The following is a 19,802-nucleotide window of genomic DNA, read 5'->3' on the forward strand; positions in this document are numbered from 1 at the left end:
ATTCTGCTCTTAGTCCCGAACCCTATCTTTGGCAGCTTCATACCGTCGGGTTTAATAAGAATGCCGATAATAATGGGTTTGATGACCTTGTAAGCGATAATGCTTTTGTGTTTCCGACCTCGGGGCTTACTTATGCAGACTTCACAACCAATCATTCGGCCGTGGCAAAATTAGCCAATGTTCAATGTGAAAATTGCCATGGTCCCGGAAGCCAGCATGCAGGGGATCCCCTTCGCATTGCAAATTCATTCGCACAGAATGGTGTTTGTGCCCAATGCCATATTCAGGAAGATGAATGGAAAAATTCTGCCCATAACATGACGGGTGTGGTTCATGGCAGTGGGAACTATCAAAACTCTTGGGTTAGTAGTACGGGCTGTGTTCGTTGCCATAATACAAAGGGCTTTGTAAGTTATCTGGAGGAAGGAGAAGAAGGGCTGGGCGATATGCGCAGTGATACTGGTTCGTTTCCTGGAATTACTTGTGCCGGATGCCATAATCCCCATGATGCCACTAATCCCCAGCAACTAAGGCTTGAAGGCAATGTGACCATGATAGCCGATGGCTTAACCGTTGATGCCGGAAAGTCCGCGGTTTGTTACACATGCCATGATGGAAACTATTCCCATGGCGAATATGATTGCGATGCCGATGAAGATGGTGTGACGGGAAGTGCTGACGTGGGGAATTCAACCTGCGACTCGAATGACGAAACGGCCCTTGGATATTGGAGAGGGGGCTACCATTACACACCCCAAGCTCCTGTCTTGGAAGGCAATGAGGCTCTTGCCGATCTTGACGATGATGGAACCGATGATTTTGACCTTACCGAAAATTCATTCCACTCCGGTGAATCCTTTACACTGGCCTCGGTTACCGGTGATTCAAGCCTAAGTTCCAATAACGATAAGTGTATTACTTGCCATATGTCGACGGGACCAGAGGCCGATGAACCGGGATATCAGCATTTGGGTGGGCACGCCTTTAAACTTCGCTCCGATCATGGGTTGGGGCATCTGACAGGGGGTGAAAACCCTGATGACTCCATTGAAGAAGAGGGTGAGCTTATGCTGACCAGTGCCTGCACGGCCTGCCATGTGTCCTTGACCGATTTTAACAGGACAGCCCGGGCGGATTATGACGGCGATGGCTCCCTGGAAGGGATTCAGGATGAAGTCAAGGGACTTCTTCTTAATCTGACAACCCTTCTTAAATCGCTTGATACGGACAATATCAAACAGGTGGCAGCTGGAGGAACTTCACAGGGCACCACAGAAAGTGGCGGTGTCATTAGTGTCGATACCCTGGCTTGGGCGGGAACCAAGTCAAGCGGGTTAACCGAAGCAAATAGTTGCTCGGCTGGGGCTCCTACAGGCGGAAGAAATGCGTATCAGCAATGTAATTTCCTGGATGCGGATGATGCCCTGAAACGAGCCATGTGGAACTACAACATGATTGTCCGTGACGGAAGCCTTGGCATCCATAACGCGGCTTATACAGTCCAGGTGTTGCAAGGTACCTACAAAGCCTTGGGCATCCTATTAGGTGGAGAAGCATCAACCTTTACCTATAAGACCGATTTCCCCAACGCGGCACTTCGATAAGGGTCTATGACTTAATTATCTGATAAAAAACCCGGGGCTGGCCCCCGGGTTTTTTATTTGATCTTGATTATTAGCCCTAACGCTTTCGCAATCTTTAAAAAATTGGATAATCGGATATCCTTTCCCGCCTTAAAGTTGCTTATACTCACCATCGAAAGTTGAGTAAGGTGAGCCAGTTCACGGATGGTTTTATTTTTCTTGGCCATTTCAGAGAAAATGATTTCGGAAGCGAGACGTATATCGGTAATATTGCTTTTATCAAATGTCAGATTCAATCCGAGTTTTTGACCATATGGTTTGAATCGGTTATCTAGCTCCACAATTTTTTTGATAAGCGGTTCTTGAAGGCGTGTTAGCATCAAAAAATCAGTGAGATCTTCTAGGGTTTCACCATCAGTGAAATTAAAAGAATAAGTATTATTTTCGAAGGATCCAGGAATCAATTTTTCGAAAAAAATCCAACGTATGTCTTGTCGGGGATTTTTTTCGAAGGTAATCGTATATTTCTTATTTCCAAGTAGTGATGGGCGGGTTTTGATATTGGCAATGGGTGTATCAATGCTTAATTGCAGTGCATTCAAAAAATCATCCCAGGTTTTCATTTTTTACCTTTTCTATATAAATGAATCAGATCGTTAATGCAGGTGGCATTTTTGATTTCATCAAGACGGTTGATGAGAGCTTCTGATTCTGTATTATCCCTTAAAGGGATCAGTTTCTTGATCGTTGGCTCCGTTAAATCAGTAATTTTATTTTTTATAGGGCTGAGAATTTTTTTGTTTAACTCTTGGGCGTATCCGACTTCAAATAGTTCCAGATAGTGAGGAATACTACCTGTGTATTTCAAAAAGCAATGTGCGGAATCGATCAGGATTATTTTTTCATCCGCAAAATTATACAAGTAATTGGCGTTGTGCCGGTCAACCTGACCGGTGAGCCAGTCAAAGAGTCCACATTCAAAAATATTGAGGGCATGTGTTGTTAATTTTCCTTGGCTGGTTGTGAATTGAAGGGCGTCTGGATAATTAAGCCAAGCCTGCACAGTTGTTTGTTGATCTATAAGCCACAAAAGAGGCACTTCCAAACCGATATGAGAAGCAAGTTTGAAAGACCAATATTCTCTTTCAGCCAAGGTTCCGGAATCAATATTGATTTGGCATTCTTTATGGTTTCTTAAAGAAGGTCTTTTGAGAAAGAGCCTTCCCTTCTTTGTCTGGTAAAGCTCCTGTATTGCTGTTTGGCCACGTGAAGGATAGTTCTGTGTGGCTAAAGGGAGCTTAGTACCTTTTTCAATCAGCTTAAGAACTTGGCTATTGGTGAGTTTGGCCATACATAAAGAATACTTTATAAAGTATTCTTTATCAAGTTTTCTTTATCCACCTACGTCCCCGCTCGTTGGCGGGGACTTCGGCGGACGAGCCGAAACGGTTAAAACCCTCCGCCTTAGGCGGAGAATCTTGGGTCCAGGGCTTGCCCTGGGGTGCATACCATTGATTGTTTGATTTATGGTTCTGTTTTGAACTTGGCAGTTCATTTTACTTCCTTTGCCAGTTTCACTGTCTGGAAATTTTTTTCAATCACTCGAATTGAATGGGCGGTTAAAGGGAGGTGTTTGGATTCTTTTTGCCATACCTGGCGAAAACGTTGGACAGTTTCTTTGGCAGTATCTAGTACCAGTTTTTCCGGCAGACCAACCTTTGCAGCCAGATAAGAAACTTGGTCCAAAGAAAGTTCCGCCATGCGTTTGGATTTAACGAGTTTTAGCGCCATATTTTCATCGTTGAGATAAGAAATTGTGGAAACAAAATCATAACCCGAGGAAAGTTTGGCGTTTCTCCGGTCGGGGTAGATCAATGAAAAATTTTTCAAGTGCATGTCTGCATTGCCGATGAAAGTATTGAAGACCAATCGACGAATGAATTCGGTAATTCCTTCCGGGCCCGTCTCTTGCCAAAGCACTTCGGCAATATTTTTGTAGCTTCCCTTTTTGTATTTTTCGTCAGGATACACTCCAAATACTTGGGCAAAGTCTTCCATATGTACTGGGCCCTTGTCGGTTCGGTCAAACCGACGCACGGCCAAGGCTTGGCCCTTTACTTGGCCCATGTTCGTGGGAAGCCCCTTGATCTTGTTCAAATCAACAAGTCGTATTTCGGGAATATCCATGCCGATGCTTTTTGCCAGTGTCATCATGGAATATTCATTTTCGGGGACATCGGCAAAGCGCATGGAGGGTAGTTTGACAATCCACGAGCCGCCCACGCCTTCTGCCGGGATGGTGAGCCCGCCTTTGGCTCCTGCCACTGCCGAGAATTTCATTTGCACACCAGCCAATGAGAAACGCAGTGCATCCTTGTGTGAAACTTGTGCCTGGCCTTGAACCGAAGGTGGCCAGGTTTTTCCGTCAGCGGGTTCTACTTTCAGGGCACCAGGCAAGTCGTGGCCCAATACCCAAAGCAGAAAAAATTCGCGTTTCGCATTTACGTCGGCACGACGGGCCAGATAATCCCGCAAATGACCTTCGGGAAGCAGATTGGAAAAAAAAGGTGGAAGCTGTATGCGTGAAGGTTTCACATCGGTGATCAATTCACCAAAGCTATCTTTAAAGGAAAGGCTCAATACGGGTCGTGAGGGATTATCGATATAAGCTTGGCTGAAACTAAAAATTGTTTGTTCTCCAGGCAAAAAAGTGAGCACTCCCACAGGTTCATCATATAAGAATACGTTTAGCGAACTGATATCAGGCATATCTAATCCTCATTGGTTTCCTGGTCATCAAGTGTGTAGGCGGGTTTTATTTCATGGCTGTGTTGTATTTTTTCTTTGGAATTAATGAGGCCTTTTACCAACAAAACTTCCTGTCTGGGAATGAGCATGACTTCCAATTCCAAATTGCGAGCCATTTCCACGAAGCTGGCCAATTTTACATTGACTTGGCCCGCTTCAATTTTTGAGAGATGGCTTTGGGGAATCCCAAGCTTGTCGGCTAAAGCCCGCTGACTTAAACTTTTTGCCTCACGGGCGCTTTTGAGTGTGTGAATAAGTTGTTGAAGGGTGGAGTTCATTATATATATTGTAACATATAAAATATGTTACTTGATATAGTTTAACAGATCAACCCAGGCGTGAAAAGTGGTTTTTTAAGGAGTTCTACTTCATTCTTTTACGATATGGGTCAAATTCTGAAACCCTGCATCGGGCCTTAAAGAATAGCCTTTCACATTTTTTTGGGTGACCACCCAGTTGTTTTCATACCAGAGCGGGATGATGGGCAGGTCGTCAAAAATGATTTGTTGCACTTGGTTGTAAATGGATTGACGTGTTTGAAAGTCAAAATGAAGACGCCCCTTTACCAATAAATCATCCAAAAATTTATTTTCATAATAACCCCTGTTTGCCCCTATAGGAGGAATTTGGCTTGAGCCAAAGGCATAATAATAAATATCCGGATCGGTGACCCCCACCCAGGTCAGGCTATACATTTGGAAATGTCCCGTGCGGATGTCCCTGAAAAAAGTTCCCCATTCATACGAGCGCACGTCCACATCAATCCCCACTTTTCTTAAAAAGGAAGCCACCAACAAAGCCATATCGATACGGTCTTTTTTGGAAGATGTTTTGTAAACAAGCTTAAACCTCATTTGGGGGCCGTCTCCATCCGGATCGCGAAAGCCAGCTTGGTCTAAAAGTTCCATGGCCTTTTGGGGGTTATAGGGAATGGGTGTGAGGGAATTTAAGTGATACGGATTTTGGGGGGATAAAAGAGAAGTGGCCCCCTTTGCCATGCCATTTATTTTGTAACGGATGAGACTTTCGCGGTCGATGGCATCATTGATGGCTTGACGCACGAGCGGATTTTTCAAAATGGGGTCTTTCAAATTAAGGCCAAGATAGGCAAAGTTCACTCCCATATCCTGAGAGAGGGGAAGATCTTTCAAAGTGGGGATAAGAAGGGTGGGCAGAGAGTTCTGAACAAGGTCTATCCGCCCTTTGAGCAATTCCAGTGTTCTTAAATTGTCATCGGTAATCGTACGAAAGACGATTTTTTTCGGATGGTTTAACTCTGTCTCTGTGGCCCGTTCCAATACGATTTTTTCTCCTTCAGTTTTCTCGACAAATTTGAAAGGTCCCGTTCCCACGGGAGTAAAACGGGTATTCTCGGCGACACTTTGGGGTAAAATGGGAAAACAGAGGGCCACTAAAATGGGGGCAAAAGATTCTTTAAGGACAAAACGTATGGAGTTTGGCCCGGTTTGTTCTATTTTTTCCAGCTTGTCCCATATCTGTTGATGGGGAGAACCATTCTTTTTGAGCGATTGGTAGGTGGCCATGACATCGGCCGGAGTCAGTGGTTCCTGGTTGTGAAAGAAAATGCCGGGTTTTAGGGTGACATAAACGTCTTTGTCATTTTTAATTTGATAATCCAAAGCGAGGTCCGGAGTAATTTCCAGCTTATTATTTATTTGGAATAGGCCGTTATAGATAAGGTGGTTTATTTTTGAGGTGTTTGCTTCTGTTGAAAGACGGGGATCTAATTGTTGGGGATAGGCTTCAAGCCCGACAATCAGCGTGTTTGCGTCATTGACTTTTGGAGTGCAACCAAGGTAACCAAGCAAGCCGAAGACAACAAGGCCATTGATAATACTCCACTTTTTTCCCCGAACTTTGGCGCAGTGAGCCATAATTTTTAAGTTTTTATCACAGCTTGCCCTGCAAAGAAAGCATGGTGTAACATATCGGGGAAGCTTTTGGAGATCTGCAATTACTTTATGAAGTCGAAAATCCCTGCTTTATCCCTTTTATTATGTGTGGCGTTAAGTGCCTATTTTTTGATTGTGGGTATTCCCAAACAAATTGAAAAAAAGACAGCCATCCAGCATGGCTTGTCGGTTTTATCGGTGGAACAACCCCTTGAATCCATTAACCCGGAAGACAAGCCTTTTACCATTGATGCCATTCGCGTGAAATCAAGTGGCGAAGACACCCAAGGGACCGATGATGACCCTTATTTCCAGGCGCGGGAAGCCTATAAAAAGCGCTTTGGCTATGATTATGACGAACCCTGGGATGGCCAAAAAGTAACGCATATTTTTTCGGTGACACCGGCCATGGCCGGCATGGTTGATTTTTGGACGGAAGTTTTTGGACATTATGGCAAGGATCAATATGTTTTCCATCATCGCGATGATGTTTCCATTGTCTATTCCGTCATTGATCTTTCCGATTTGGATCCAATGGCGGCCTCCCTTTCCCCTGAAGAATCCGAAAAAATCAAAAAATCTTATCTTAATGAGGAAGAACAACGCATTGCCAAGCTGCTTAAAAAACTTACCGAAAAAATTTCAGGCCATGATGAGCTGACCCCTGAAGAAAAAAGACTGGCCGATTTATTTCACCAAAACCCATCCCTTTCCATTCGTGATTCAGCCAGTGACGAGCTTATTCGGATTCAAAGCGGGTTTGCCCACAAGATGAAGGAGGCCATTGTTCTTTCGGGGCAATACATCCCTGAATTTGAAAAAATCTTTTCACGCATGGGTGTGCCGGTTGAAATCACGCGTCTGCCTCTTATTGAGTCGGCGTTTAAAATTGATGCTTATTCCTCTGCCGCTGCTGCAGGCCTTTGGCAGTTTATTCCCGATACCGGCAAACGTTATTTGCGTATGGATGATGTGGTCGATGAGCGCTATGACCCCTTTTTGGCAGCCTATGCGGCGGCCCAGCATCTGCTTAACGAATACAAGCTTTTGGGTTCGTGGCCACTAACGATCAATGCCTACAACACCGGGCCCCAAAGGATGATCAATGCCAAAAGACAGCTTGAAACCGATGATATTGCTGTCATCATCAAAAATTTCAAGGAACCCGGATATCAGTTTTATTCGCGCAATTATTATCCTGAATTTTTGGCCGCGCTTCATGTTTATGAAAATCAGGAATATTATTTTGGGAAACTTGCCAAAAAAGATCCGCTTGATTATGACCTGTTTTTACCCCAGCAAAAAATAAACCTGTTGGCGCTGGCCCGTGCGATAGATATGGATTTTGATGTACTTTCTTTTTTAAACCCGTCTTTTAACAAGGATATTTTATCGGGAAAAAAGATTTTACCTCCCGGTTACATGGTGCGTGTGCCTAAAGAAATGGGCCGGTTGGTATCCCGTGTGGCCATGGACTATTATGAAACGGGGGCTCGTGAAGAATGGCATATTGTGGCCCAGGGAGAAACTCTCCAGGATTTGTCTGCACGTTACGGAGTTTCTATGGATGTTTTGGAAGATTCCAATCACATCATGGCCCAAGAAGTGTTGACAGCGGGTATGGCCATTAAAATTCCTTCAACCCAGGGTGTGGCTATTGGGCAAGCCCTCCCAACGAACTCTGCTGTGGAATAATCATGAATTTTGAAAACTTGTCAGGATTACTTGCCGAAGAGATCAAGGACACTCTTAATCACATTGAGCTTCCCTACATTCCTCAAGAAGCGGCGGTTCTAGTTCCTTTGTGCCAAACAGAAAAAGGGCACGAACTTCTTTTTACCAAAAGAACCGAAACAGTGGCTACACACAAGGGTCAAATCTGTTTCCCGGGGGGAGTCAAAGACGAAACAGACCAGACTTTATGGGAAACCGCACTGCGTGAAACACATGAGGAAATCGGGATGCCCCCGCATCAGATAAAATTGATTGGAGAGCTGGGAAAAGTCATTACGCCCACGGGTTTTCGTATCACCCCTTTTGTGGCCAGTGTGGGGGAACTTACATCTTTAAGCCCGAACAAGCATGAGATTGACACTATTTTTTCAGTTTCTATGGACCATTTGACCAATCCGGTTAATTTCCATTTGGAGAAGAAAACCTATTTTGATGTGACCTATGATGATCCTGTTTTTACCTTTGGCGCCCATAAAATATGGGGAGCTACAGCGCGCATTGTGGTCGAATTATTGGAAAAATGGAATAAATTGTAGGGGCAAGGCTTGCCTTGCCCGTACCTAGGCCCATGAAATTTATTGATGAAGCAAAAATCTGGATCAAGGCCGGGGATGGGGGCAAGGGGTGCGTGGCTTTTCGCCGAGAAAAATTCATTCCCCGTGGCGGCCCCAGTGGTGGCAATGGGGGCAAGGGAGGGGACATCATCCTGTGTGGCACCAAAAACATGACCACCCTCATGGATTTCAGGTTTAATAAACATGTGAAAGCCCCAAAAGGTGCGCATGGTGAGGGAGCCTTAAAAGATGGAAGAGGGGGGCAGGATGTGGTGATGAAAGTCCCCCTGGGCACGATCATTTACAATGAGGATACAAACGATGTTTTGGGGGATATTACCGAAGAGGGGCAAACACTTGTCATTGCCAAAGGCGGACGAGGTGGAAAGGGGAATACCTTTTTTAAAACATCGGTCAATCAAGCTCCCCAATTTGCACAGCCAGGAGAACCCGGTGAAGAAAAAAATATTCGCCTTGAGTTGAAATTGCTGGCCGATGTGGGTTTGGTGGGCATGCCCAACGCGGGCAAGTCAACACTTCTTTCCGTGATTTCAAAAGCTCATCCCAAAATTGCAGATTATCCCTTTACTACCTTGACGCCTGTTTTAGGTGTGGTCACTCACAAGAATTTACCTGCATTTACCGTGGCGGATATCCCCGGTTTGATTGAAGGCGCCCACAAGGGGGAGGGGCTGGGCATCCAATTTTTAAGGCATGTTGAGCGTACAAAGATTTTTGTCCATTTAGTCAGTGTAAGCCCGGATGAAACATTAAGCCCACAGAAGAGGTTTTCAACCATTGAAAAAGAATTGGCCCACTATGACCCTTCCTTTCCCAAACGAAAACGCATGGTGCTTTTGACCAAAATCGACTTGCTCCCGACCAAAAAAGCCCTTAAAGAAGTCATGGAACCTTTCAAGAAAAAGAAACTCAAGGTTTTTGCCATTTCAGCGGCGACACGTGTTGGTATTGGAGAATGGCTGGATTATTTGGGAAAATGTTTGGTTACTGGTTGCTAGTCGCTCGAGGACTCGTGGGGATTGATCGTCGCTCGTAATACGGGCAAATTCCCCTCGAGTAACGAGTCCTCGAGCGACGAGTTCACGAGCCATTAAAAACATGGAACGAAAAAAACATATTCGTCGCATCAAACGACTCGTTGTCAAAATAGGGAGTGGCATTGTCATCAATTCCAAGGGAGTCAACGCTTCTTTTTTAAAGGCTTTGGCCACCGTTGTTGCCCAGTTAAGAACCTCGAAAGTAGAGGTTGTTGTTGTTTCTTCCGGCGCTATTGCATGTGGCATGGGTCTGGTTGGCTTGCATCGCCGGCCCCATCTTGTTGCCCAAAAACAGGCCGTGGCTGCTTTGGGGCAACCCCTTTTGATCCAGTATTACATTCGTGCTTTTGCCAAACACGGTATTTCAGTATCGCAAATTTTGCTTACCCGGGACGATTTGGAAAACAAACATCGTTTTCTTACCGCCAAGCATGCTTTAAAGGAGCTTTTTCGCCTAAAGTCGGTTCCTGTCGTCAATGAAAACGATTCGGTAGCGGTCGAAGAAATCAAGTTTGGCGATAATGACCAGCTCTCCGCCATGGTGGCTCATTTGGTGGAAGCCGATCTTTTGGTTATTTTAACCGATACCGATGGCCTGCACGACAGGGACCCAAAGCGTTATCATGATGCCCAAAGAATTTCCGTTGTTCCCAAGGTGGATAAAAAAGCCATGGGGATGGCCATGGACACTCTTTCAGCCAAGAGCACGGGGGGAATGATCACAAAGTTAAAGGCAGCAAAAATGGCGACGCGTTTTGGGATTCCCACTCTGATTACCCGGGGGAATGATCCCCGAATAATTTTGGAAGCCATCAAAGGATGTGATGTAGGAACCTTATTTTTGCCTTCATCCGGGAGTAGACGATGAAAACAAGCTCCATTCAAAAATTAGCCCGAAAATGTCGCCAAGCCGCCCCTGTTGTGGCCACCCTTTCTGCCGATTCCAAGAACAAGATTCTTACGGACATGGCGACCCTTTTGAGAAACTCGCAGACAGAAATAATCAGGGCCAATGCCAAAGACATAAAAGAAGCCGACAAGAAAAAACTTGTTCCCGCCATGAAGGACCGGCTTTTGTTGAATGCCAAAAGAATTGAAGAGATGGCCCGAGGCTTGGAAGAAGTGGCCGGCCTTCCCGACCCTGTGGGGCAGGTTGTTAAAAATTATACGCGTCCCAACCGATTGCATGTAGAGCGTGTCAGAATCCCCCTGGGAGTGGTGGGTGTTATTTATGAATCGCGTCCCAATGTCACGGTGGATGCGGCCGGGCTGTGTTTTAAGTCGGGCAATGCCGTTATTTTGCGCGGTGGTTCTGAAGCCCTTCATTCCAATAAAATGCTTGGGGCCCTTTTACAGAAGGCATTAAAGTCTAACAACGTCCCCCCCCATATCATTACGGTGGTGCCCACTTCCGATCGCAAAACTTTGAGCACCTTGCTTACCTTAAGTAAAGAAATTGATGTTCTCATTCCTCGTGGGGGCGAAGGTCTGATGAAATTCATGGAGGAAAATTCCAAGATCCCTGTGATCAAACATGACAAGGGAGTGTGTAATTTATTTGTGGATGAATCGGCAGACCAGGCCAAAGCCCTTGCCATTATTGAAAATGCCAAGGTATCCCGTCCGGGGGTGTGTAATGCCCTGGAGAATTTGCTGGTGCACGAAAAAATTGCCCCTGAATTTTTGCCCAAACTTTCAAATCACTTGGTTCCCAAAAATGTGGAATTGCGTGGGGATCGTGCGGCCAAAAAAATGATTCCCCACATCAAACTGGCCACTGAAAGAGACTGGTCGACGGAATATCTTGATCTGGTTCTGTCGGTGAAGGTGGTCAAAAACTTGGATGAGGCTATTTTGTTTATTCGGAAATATGGTTCAAATCATACGGAATCCATTCTCACTCAAACTGAAGCCAATGCTACCCGGTTTGTTCGCGAGCTTGACTCGTCGTGCGTCATGGTGAATGCTTCCACACGCTTTAACGACGGGGGGCAATTGGGGCTGGGGGCTGAAATCGGCATTTCAACAACCAAGCTCCATGCCTATGGCCCCATGGGTTTGGAAGAGTTGACGACCACAAAATTTGTGGTACGTGGAGAAGGACAGATTAGAACTTAATTTTTTTAAAAATTATGAAAAAAGATTCTATAAGAAATTTGTTGGAAGTAATTGTTGAGGCAGCCAAGGACACCAAGGCAGAAAACATCCTGGCTTTTAATTTAAAGGGGGAATCAACCCTGGCAGATTATGTTATGGTTTGTCATGGAGCAAGTTTAAGGCAGGTGGGGGCCATTGCCGAACGTATTGACACCGAAGTTTCAAAGAAACTCAAGAAAAATCCCCTGAATGTCGAGGGAGGCCGGGAGTCTTCCTGGATTGTCCTTGATTATGGGGATATCCTTTGCCATGTGCTTACCGAAGAAGCACGCCAGTTTTATCGTCTGGAAGATTTGTGGTTTGGATCCAACCAGGTTCATTTTCATACTGCAAAACCAGAACCTAGGAAAAAAACTCCCACCAAAAAGAGGAAGGTCCCTGCCAAACCAAAACGGGCTCCTGCCAAAAAGAAGAAAAAATAATGGCCAAAATGATTTTTCTTACCGTAGGCTCCCTTAAAAATAAGGCCTGCCTTGCATTGCAAGAGGAGTATTTGGGCCGCATCCGGCATTATACTTCTTGTGAGTTGATTGAAGCTCGCGACGCCACTCAAAAAATCCCCGAAAGTGAAAATCTCCTTAAAAAAATCGGGTCAGGTGATTTTGTCGTATTGCTTGATGAAAAAGGAAAGACTGTTTCTTCGACGGGTTTGGCCCAACAAATTCAAAAATGGAATGGCCAGGGATTAAAGCGCGTTGTTTGGATTGTCGGGGGCGCTTTTGGTGTTGCTGAAGAAATAAAAAAGAAAGCGAACCTTGTATTGTCCCTGTCTTCCTTGACTCTGCCCCATGAGTTGGCTAGGGTTGTTTTTTTTGAACAGATTTACCGCGCGTTTACGATTCTAAAAGGTGAAAAATATCATCATGAATAGAAGGTGAGTTATGAGTTATGAGTTATGAGATTTTTGTCTCCGTTTTTCTCATAACCCATAACTCATAACCCATAACTTTCTTGAACCCCACCGTTCTCATTATCCTCGATGGTTTTGGTCTTCGTTCCCAAACAAAAGACAATGGTATTGCCCTGGCCCAAAAACCCTATTGGGATTATTTGTGGGCCACCTATCCGCATACCCAGATTGAAGCTTCTGGCCCCGCTGTGGGTTTGCCAAAAGGGATTATGGGTAATTCAGAGGTGGGACACATGAACCTGGGCGCTGGGCGCATTGTGTACACGGGGCTTTCCCAGATTTATCAGGCCATCGATGACGGAAGCTTTTTTACCAATGAGGCTCTTTTATCGGCCATGAATGCGGCCAAGAAAAATAAATCAGCATTGCATCTTATGGGGCTCCTTTCAGACGGTGCTGTGCATAGCCATCAGGATCATCTCTATGCCCTTTTAAAATTGGCCAAAAAGAGCGGCGTCCAAAAAGTTTTCATCCATGCTTTCATGGATGGTCGCGACACGCCTCCGGCAAGTGGTCTTAAATATATCGGTGAGCTCGAAGAAAAAATAAAAGAAATCGGTTGTGGCCAAATGGCCAGTATGAGCGGCCGTTTTTACTCCATGGACCGTGACAAACGTTGGGAACGCATTGAAAAGGCCTATGATGTTTTAACGGGGACATCCTCGGAATCTGGCATGTCAGCAATAGCCATTGTCAACCAATCGTATCAAAAAAATATTACTGACGAATTCATGATTCCCCATGTTGTGGTGGATAAAAAAGGGAAACCGGTAGGGTCTATTCAAAAAGGGGATGCCGTTATCTTTTTTAATTTTCGTGCTGATCGCGCACGTGAAATCACTCAGGCTCTCACTCAAGAGAATTTCACTGGTTTTACGCGTAAAGTATTTCCAGAACTGGCTGCTTATGTTTGCATGGCCCCCTATGACGAGGCGTTTAACCATCCCGTTGCCTTCGAGCTCACCTGGCCCCGGCAAGTATTGGCTGAAGTTTTAAGCCAAAAGGGTTTCAGGCAATTGCATATCGCTGAAACCGAAAAATATGCCCACGTTACTTTCTTTTTTAACGGAGGGCGTGAAGCTCCCTTTGATGGCGAAGGCCGCGTTCTTATCCCTTCACCGCGTGAGGTTCCCACCTATGATTTAAAACCTGAAATGGCTGCCCAGGCCATTACCGATGAAGTGGTCAAGGCCGTTGAAACAGATCAATATGATTTCATCATCATGAATTACGCCAACCCCGATATGGTGGGGCATAGTGCCAAGGAAAAACCGATCATATCGGCCATTGAAACGGTTGATCAATGCCTGGACCGGGTTGTTTCGGCTGTTCTTAAAAAAGGCGGGCAGCTCATCATCACTGCAGACCATGGCAATGCCGAACAAATAGTGGATGAAAAAGGAATTCCTCACACAGCACACACAACCAATCCAGTGCCTTTTGTTGTGGTTGCCGATAGATTTCGCGTAGGGGCAAAAAATATTTTGCCCCTACGATCCGGGGGTCGTCTTTGCGATGTGGCGCCCACTTTGCTTTACATGATGGGCTTGCCAAAGCCTGCCGAAATGACCGGTGAGAATTTGATTGTAGGGTAATGACAACCCGAGGGTTGTCATTACACAAATGTGGTTTTTTCATCCTTGGCCAATTTCTTTTTCCCCCACAAATGTCCTTTATGTGATGTTCTTGCGATTCATGAACGTGGTTTTTGCCAATCTTGCCGCACTAAAATCAATCCCATCACCGGGCCACGTTGCCCCCAATGTGGTGTTTCTTATCTGGATGTTTCTATCACGGCACATCCCTGTGTTTCGTGCCTGAAGGAAACTCCCCATTTTGATTGGCATCGCAGTCTCTATGCTTTTGATGAAATCTCGAAAAATCTGGTTCATGGCCTTAAATACAGCGCTCGTTTTGAAACCATCCCTTTTTTTGTGGAAGAATGGGTTAAACACCATGGCAAACTCCTAAATGGAGCGGATTATCTGATTCCTGTTCCACTTCATTTAAGGCGATTGGCTTCGCGCAGTTTTAATCAGAGTGTGGAATTAGCCAAAATCTTAAGTGTAAAAACAAAAATCAATTTTTTGTGTGCTTCGCTGGTCAAGGCAAGAAAAACTCTTCCACAAACGCAGCTAAAGCGCTCCGAACGTTTATCCAATGTGAAAGGCAGTTTTCAGTGGGAGGATATCAAATACAATCTGAAGGATAAGAAAGTCATTTTGGTTGATGATGTGTTCACTACGGGTTCCACTTTGTCTGAATGTGCCCGTGTGCTGAAAAAAGAAGGGGCCAAAGAAGTCGGATGTTTGACTGTGGCCCAAACACTTTTGGAGAGATAAGAATCGTCACCCCCGCCCCATTCATCCCGCAGATCGGGATTCCCATTAGCGGGGGTCCATAATGGGATGGCCCCTAAGGGCCATAAAATAATGGATTCCCGCTCTGAAGAACTCACTTCGTTCGTAGCGTGGCGGGAATGACAGGGGTATTAAAAATCCATTTTTTAAAACAGATAAGACAGGCAGGGAATAACACCAGTTCAGCCGCAAGTCCCGTAAGAATCGTGACCCCTGATAAAAGCCCAAAGTAATAAGTGGGCAAAAAATCCGAAACGCACAGGGCCCAAAAGCTTAACGATAAAACCGCAGACGTTGACACAACGGCCGGCCCCAAATTTTTAAAAGTGTTTGCGATGGCTTCCTTTAAGCTGAGGGAATGGATTTCTTCTTTGAGTTCCATGACCAAATGAATGGTGTCGTCGACTGCCAGCCCAAGGGCTAAGCTTGCAATCATCAAGGTGACCATGTTTAAGGGAATGTGCATCCAGCCCATGATTCCCAAAGTGACAAGGATGGGAAAGACGTTTGGAATCATGGCCACCAGCCCAAGCTTCCACGATCTGAAAACAAGGGCCATAATGACTGTGATCAAAATAAAACTGGTGGTGAAACTAGTTATTAAAGAATTGGCAATCATCTTTTCCATATTCATCCATACAATATTGGCGCCTGTCACGGTAAGGGCAAGCGGTGCCCTTAAAGTTTTTGCTGCCAATTCTTTCACTTCTTTGAGCATCTGTTTTCCTTCTTGTGTGCCTTGGGCTTCAACCAGGGCGTTGAGCCTTAAGGTGGAGTAATCCGGGCTTGCCAATCGCTTGAAATAAGGATCTTTTTCCAAAAATGAAAACAGGGTTTCCACTTCCTGTGTTGTTGAAGGAATACCAAAAAAATCGGGATTGTTGTCATGAAGAACCCGATTCCCTTTTTTGAGGAAATCGATGGCCGATAAAGGATACCCGGCGTAATTAATTTTTTGTGTTTCTTTGGCGAAAATCTCGATTTCTTTGAGTGTTTCCGGATTTTTCATGCTTCCAGGCTCTCCCTTGACGATCAGGTCAATGGTGGTGGTGCCCCCAAAACTTCGATCAATCAATTTTACATCCTGTCTTAAGCTTGAGTCGGGGGGGTAAAAGCGGATGGGTTTGGTTTCAATGGTCAGTTGGGGGATTTTAAAAATTGTTATTCCAAGGACAAGCAAGGCAAGAATCAACACGGGTTTCCAATGATCGCGACTAAGCCCCGCCAAAAGGGAAACCGCTTTGGATATCCAGGGAGAGGCGGGTTCTTTTGTTTTAAGAGAAGAACCAAAATGCATCACCAATAAACTAAAAGGCCCGACGGTCAGGATAAAAGCCATGACAATGCCGATGACGGCAAAAAGACCAAAATGACGGGTGGCTTCCATGGAGCTTGTGGCCAGGGACCCAAATCCAATCCCGCTTGTAACCATGGTTAAAAAGCCGGGCTTGATGAATTTATTTAAACTGTGTGCAAGCTTTTCTTGGGGAGAAAAATTGGGTGGTTGGTGGATAAAAAGGGAATACACGTGGATAAAGTCCAAAACACTCACCATAAGGATGAGCGGGGGCAGCATGGCAGTGACAAAATTAAGGGGTTTCCCCAAAAAACCGATGGTACCTAAAAACCAAACAAAAGAGGTGCCCACCAACCCCAGACAGAGCAAAACACCCGGGATACTCCGAAACAAAAAATAAAAGACCACGCAAACGATGATTAAAATAATTGCTGTGCCCCAAACTTGGGCGTGGCGTGTGCTTTGGGAAAGGGCCTGTTCAAAAGTGGCCTGTCCCGCAAAATGGGTTTTAAAGGGTACTTTTTTGTTGGCCTGTTCCAGAATGTTTTGAATGTCCCTCCAAGTTTGTTCCCGGGCTTCCTGTTTGAGAAGGCTGTTTGTTTGCGGTTTTAAAATAACGAAGATCGAAGTGAGTTTTTTGGAAGGATGAATGATGTATTTTAGGAGAAAAGGATTTTTAAGGGCTTTTGATTTAAATGTTAATGTCGTCTCTTCGGTAAGCGGATATTCAAACAAATCTTCCATCGAAAGCATCCCGTCTTTTGCGACCATGTTTTGAGCTTGTGGGAGTGCATGCACCTTGTCGACATGGGGAAGTTTTTGCAGCGATTGTGTGATTTCATGCAGTGTGTTCAAAAAATCAGCGTTGAAAAGAATTTGGGGCTCAAGGACCAAAAGATAGGTGTAGTCGTTTTCAAATTCTTTGATGAAGTTTTGATAAGTGACCAGATCGGGGTCGTCCTGTGGGAGCATGTTCTCTAAGGTGTTGACGGTTTTAACCTGCAAGGCTCCCCAGAAAAGAAGCGCTGTCAGCAGGGCAGAAACAATGAAAATGATTTTTTGGTAACGAAGGATAAAGGAAGGTAAGGATTGTTTCATTGAAGGTTGCACCATCTTTTAAATAGTACATGGGGGAATAAAGCTTGTCGAATTCTTAAAGGAGAAGGGTGAGAGCGGCAATATGTTCCGGCGTTGTTCCACAGCATCCGCCGATGAAATCGGCCCCGGTGTCAGCGAATTTTTTCATCCATGTGGCGAATTTTTCTGCTTGTAGTGACAGGTCGCGACCTGTCACTACAGAGGCATTCGGTTTTACCGCGATGGAACATTTAATTTCTTTTCTCATCTTCTCAAACACTGGCCAGATCGATTCGGGCCCAAACGAGCAGTTCAATCCAATAATATCCACGCCTCTCTTCTCTAAATAATAAGAGGTAGTCACGGGATCGCTCCCACAGGCAAGCAATCCGTTTTCACCAACTGTCATTGAAATCATCAAGGGAATTTTCTTGCGGATGGTTTTAAGTGCGACTTCGCTGGCCACTTCAATTTCAGCGGCATCAAAGAGAGTTTCGATGACGATCAGATCGACTTTATTTTCTAAAAGAAGACAAATCTGTTCCTCATAAAGAGCGGATGCTTGTTTTGTCGAGAGTGATTTGAAAGGTTTTTGAAGGCTTCCAATGGGGCCGATGCAGCCGGCGATTCGTGGTGCAGAATCTAAAATCTCCCCTCCTTGATGAAAGGGGGATGAAAGGATTTCTAATGCTTGCCGAACGAACCTAACCCCGGCCTCATTTATTTTTTTGATGTCATCCGCCATTCCCGTTTCAGCCAAACGATTCCGCGAAGCCCCAAAGGTATTGGTAAAAAGGATTTGTGAGCCGGCCTTTGCATAAGCTTTATGGACTTCCACTATTTTTTCAGGGTGGGTCAAGTTCCAGGAATCCGAAGCTGTGTTTGGCGCTAGCCCCATGGTTTGCAAATAAGTGCCCATGGCGCCGTCAAGGAGGATGGGTTTTGACATGTTTGTAAAATAACGGACATGGTGAGCTTTGTCCAGCAAACGGGACCCGCTACGCGGTGGTCGAACCATGTTTATTTCACTCGAATCTTGACAAGTTTTTAAAGCCGTGGTTTACACTGAATGGTCATTCATTTTTTAGTTATGAGAGAATGAGTTACTAAGTAATGCGACCTAATATCTTATAACTCATGACTCACAACCCACCTTCTATAAGGAGTTAATATGCGTGAAGCCGTTATTGTAGCAGCAGGCCGGTCCCCCATGGGGCGTGCCTTAAAAGGCCAGTATGTTTGGACCCGTATCGATGACTTAGCCGCTGAGGTTATCCAAAAAACATTGGCCCAAGTTTCCAAATTAAACCCAGCCGAAATCGAGGACCTCATTTTGGGATGTGCCATGCCGGAAGGCGAGCAGGGCATGAATCTGGCCAGAAACGTGGGCTTCTTGGCGGGTGTTCCTCTGACAGCGGGCGCTGTTACGGTGAACCGCTTCTGCTCTTCGTCTCTTGAAGCGATCAACATTGCCGCCTTGAATATCATGGCCGGTAATGGCGAAATTTTTATTGCTGCAGGCGCTGAATCGATGAGCCATGTGCCCATGGGGGGGTTTAACCCTTCCTTAAATCCGCGTTTGATGCCGGGTAAGGGGCTTCCCAACGCTTATATCTCCATGGGGGTCACTGCTGAAAACCTGGCTGAAAAACATAAAATTGGTCGCAAAGATCAGGATGAATATTCTGCCAACTCACACATCAAGGCTTTAAAAGCGATGAAGGAAAATTTGTTCACTGAAATTGTTCCTGTCACGATCAAAAAACAGGATGGAACCACAATAGTAGTCAATATTGACGAAGGCCCTCGTCAACCCGATGTAAAAAAATTGGGCGAGCTAAAGCCGGTTTTCAAAGAAGGTGGGTCTGTTACAGCAGGTAATTCATCCCCCCTTACCGATGGGGCTGCTGCGGTGGTCATGATGTCGGCAGAAAAAGCCAAACAACTAGGCCTGAAGCCCTTGGTAAGAATTCGCTCAATGGCGGTGGCTGGTTGTGGTCCGGAAGTGATGGGTGAGGGCCCTGCCTATGCCGTTCCCAAAGCTTTGAAACGTGCAGGGCTTACATTAAAAGACATCGATATTTTTGAATTTAACGAGGCTTTTGCCGTGCAAACGATGAGTGTGGCGAAAATTTTGGGACTTGATTGGAATGATCCGCGTATCAACCCAAAGGGCGGAGCCATTGCACTGGGCCATCCTCTTGGATGCACTGGGGCACGCATCATGTCCACACTGATTCATGATCTTAAAGGCTATAACAAAAATATCGGCATTGAGAGCATGTGTATCGGTGGTGGCCAGGGGTTGGCCACAATTGTGGAGAGGGTTTAATAAATCGTAGGGGCGCTGC

General features: G+C 45.3%; 17 protein-coding genes and 1 pseudogene. 11 read left to right on the plus strand and 7 right to left on the minus strand.

What is annotated here, in order from left to right:
* Window positions 1-1,604: pseudogene (locus tag A2048_04760) on the plus strand (hypothetical protein).
* 53 nt (window positions 1,605-1,657) lie between these two features.
* On the opposite strand, the gene A2048_04765 reads toward A2048_04760, so the two are convergent.
* From A2048_04765 to A2048_04785, 5 genes are all read right to left on the minus strand, one after another.
* On the minus strand, window positions 1,658-2,206 hold the full coding sequence (locus A2048_04765) for a hypothetical protein (protein ID OGP08333.1): 549 nt from the start codon (window positions 2,204-2,206) through the stop codon (window positions 1,658-1,660).
* Window positions 2,203-2,934: a hypothetical protein gene (locus A2048_04770; protein ID OGP08334.1), complete on the minus strand. Its 732-nt coding sequence runs from the start codon at window positions 2,932-2,934 to the stop codon at window positions 2,203-2,205. The genes A2048_04765 and A2048_04770 overlap by 4 nt, the downstream gene beginning before the upstream one ends.
* Window positions 2,935-3,134: 200 nt before the next feature.
* Window positions 3,135-4,352 carry a kinase gene (locus A2048_04775; protein ID OGP08335.1) on the minus strand — a complete coding sequence of 406 codons (1,218 nt, stop codon included), beginning with the start codon at window positions 4,350-4,352 and terminating at the stop codon, window positions 3,135-3,137.
* A gap of 2 nt (window positions 4,353-4,354) precedes the next feature.
* Window positions 4,355-4,669: a hypothetical protein gene (locus tag A2048_04780; protein OGP08336.1), complete on the minus strand. Its 315-nt coding sequence runs from the start codon at window positions 4,667-4,669 to the stop codon at window positions 4,355-4,357.
* Between the two features lie 90 nt (window positions 4,670-4,759).
* Window positions 4,760-6,286, minus strand: a complete 1,527-nt coding sequence (locus tag A2048_04785) for a hypothetical protein (GenBank protein OGP08337.1) — start codon at window positions 6,284-6,286, stop codon at window positions 4,760-4,762.
* Window positions 6,287-6,373: 87 nt separating this feature from the next.
* On the opposite strand from A2048_04785, the gene A2048_04790 reads away from it, so the two are divergent.
* The 9 genes from A2048_04790 (at window position 6,374) to A2048_04830 (ending at window position 15,059) form a co-directional block, all read left to right on the plus strand.
* Window positions 6,374-7,999 (plus strand): hypothetical protein, encoded by a 1,626-nt coding sequence (locus A2048_04790; GenBank protein OGP08338.1) that lies wholly within the window; start codon window positions 6,374-6,376, stop codon window positions 7,997-7,999.
* A gap of 2 nt (window positions 8,000-8,001) precedes the next feature.
* A complete protein-coding gene (locus A2048_04795; protein OGP08339.1) occupies window positions 8,002-8,574 on the plus strand; it encodes a hypothetical protein in 573 nt (190 codons plus the stop codon).
* Between the two features lie 32 nt (window positions 8,575-8,606).
* Entirely contained in the window at window positions 8,607-9,611 is a 1,005-nt protein-coding gene (locus tag A2048_04800; protein ID OGP08340.1) for a GTPase ObgE, read from the plus strand.
* A 100-nt stretch (window positions 9,612-9,711) separates the two neighbouring features.
* Window positions 9,712-10,518: a glutamate 5-kinase gene (locus A2048_04805; protein ID OGP08341.1), complete on the plus strand. Its 807-nt coding sequence runs from the start codon at window positions 9,712-9,714 to the stop codon at window positions 10,516-10,518.
* A complete protein-coding gene (locus A2048_04810) occupies window positions 10,515-11,768 on the plus strand; it encodes a glutamate-5-semialdehyde dehydrogenase (protein ID OGP08342.1) in 1,254 nt (417 codons plus the stop codon). The genes A2048_04805 and A2048_04810 overlap by 4 nt, the downstream gene beginning before the upstream one ends.
* Window positions 11,769-11,782: 14 nt before the next feature.
* Window positions 11,783-12,229, plus strand: coding sequence for a ribosome silencing factor (locus A2048_04815; protein OGP08343.1), 447 nt, complete (start codon window positions 11,783-11,785; stop codon window positions 12,227-12,229).
* The gene (locus tag A2048_04820) at window positions 12,229-12,678 is read left to right on the plus strand and encodes a hypothetical protein (GenBank protein OGP08344.1); all 450 of its coding nucleotides are present in this window, start codon (window positions 12,229-12,231) and stop codon (window positions 12,676-12,678) included. The genes A2048_04815 and A2048_04820 overlap by 1 nt, the downstream gene beginning before the upstream one ends.
* 80 nt (window positions 12,679-12,758) lie before the next feature.
* Complete coding sequence (locus tag A2048_04825; GenBank protein OGP08345.1) at window positions 12,759-14,312, plus strand: phosphoglycerate mutase (2,3-diphosphoglycerate-independent); 1,554 nt, start codon at window positions 12,759-12,761, stop codon at window positions 14,310-14,312.
* 30 nt (window positions 14,313-14,342) lie between these two features.
* A complete protein-coding gene (locus tag A2048_04830; GenBank protein ID OGP08346.1) occupies window positions 14,343-15,059 on the plus strand; it encodes a hypothetical protein in 717 nt (238 codons plus the stop codon).
* Window positions 15,060-15,171: 112 nt separating this feature from the next.
* On the opposite strand, the gene A2048_04835 is transcribed toward A2048_04830, so the two are convergent.
* Window positions 15,172-17,472, minus strand: a complete 2,301-nt coding sequence (locus A2048_04835; protein ID OGP08347.1) for a hypothetical protein — start codon at window positions 17,470-17,472, stop codon at window positions 15,172-15,174.
* A 55-nt stretch (window positions 17,473-17,527) separates the two neighbouring features.
* Window positions 17,528-18,439, minus strand: coding sequence for a hypothetical protein (locus A2048_04840; protein ID OGP08348.1), 912 nt, complete (start codon window positions 18,437-18,439; stop codon window positions 17,528-17,530).
* Between the two features lie 183 nt (window positions 18,440-18,622).
* Between A2048_04840 and A2048_04845 the strand changes: the two genes are divergently transcribed.
* Entirely contained in the window at window positions 18,623-19,783 is a 1,161-nt protein-coding gene (locus A2048_04845; GenBank protein ID OGP08349.1) for an acetyl-CoA acetyltransferase, read from the plus strand.
* The last annotated feature ends 19 nt before the right edge of the window (window positions 19,784-19,802 follow it).

Source organism: Deltaproteobacteria bacterium GWA2_45_12, from assembly GCA_001797365.1.
Classification (GTDB): domain Bacteria; phylum UBA10199; class UBA10199; order UBA10199; family UBA10199; genus UBA10199.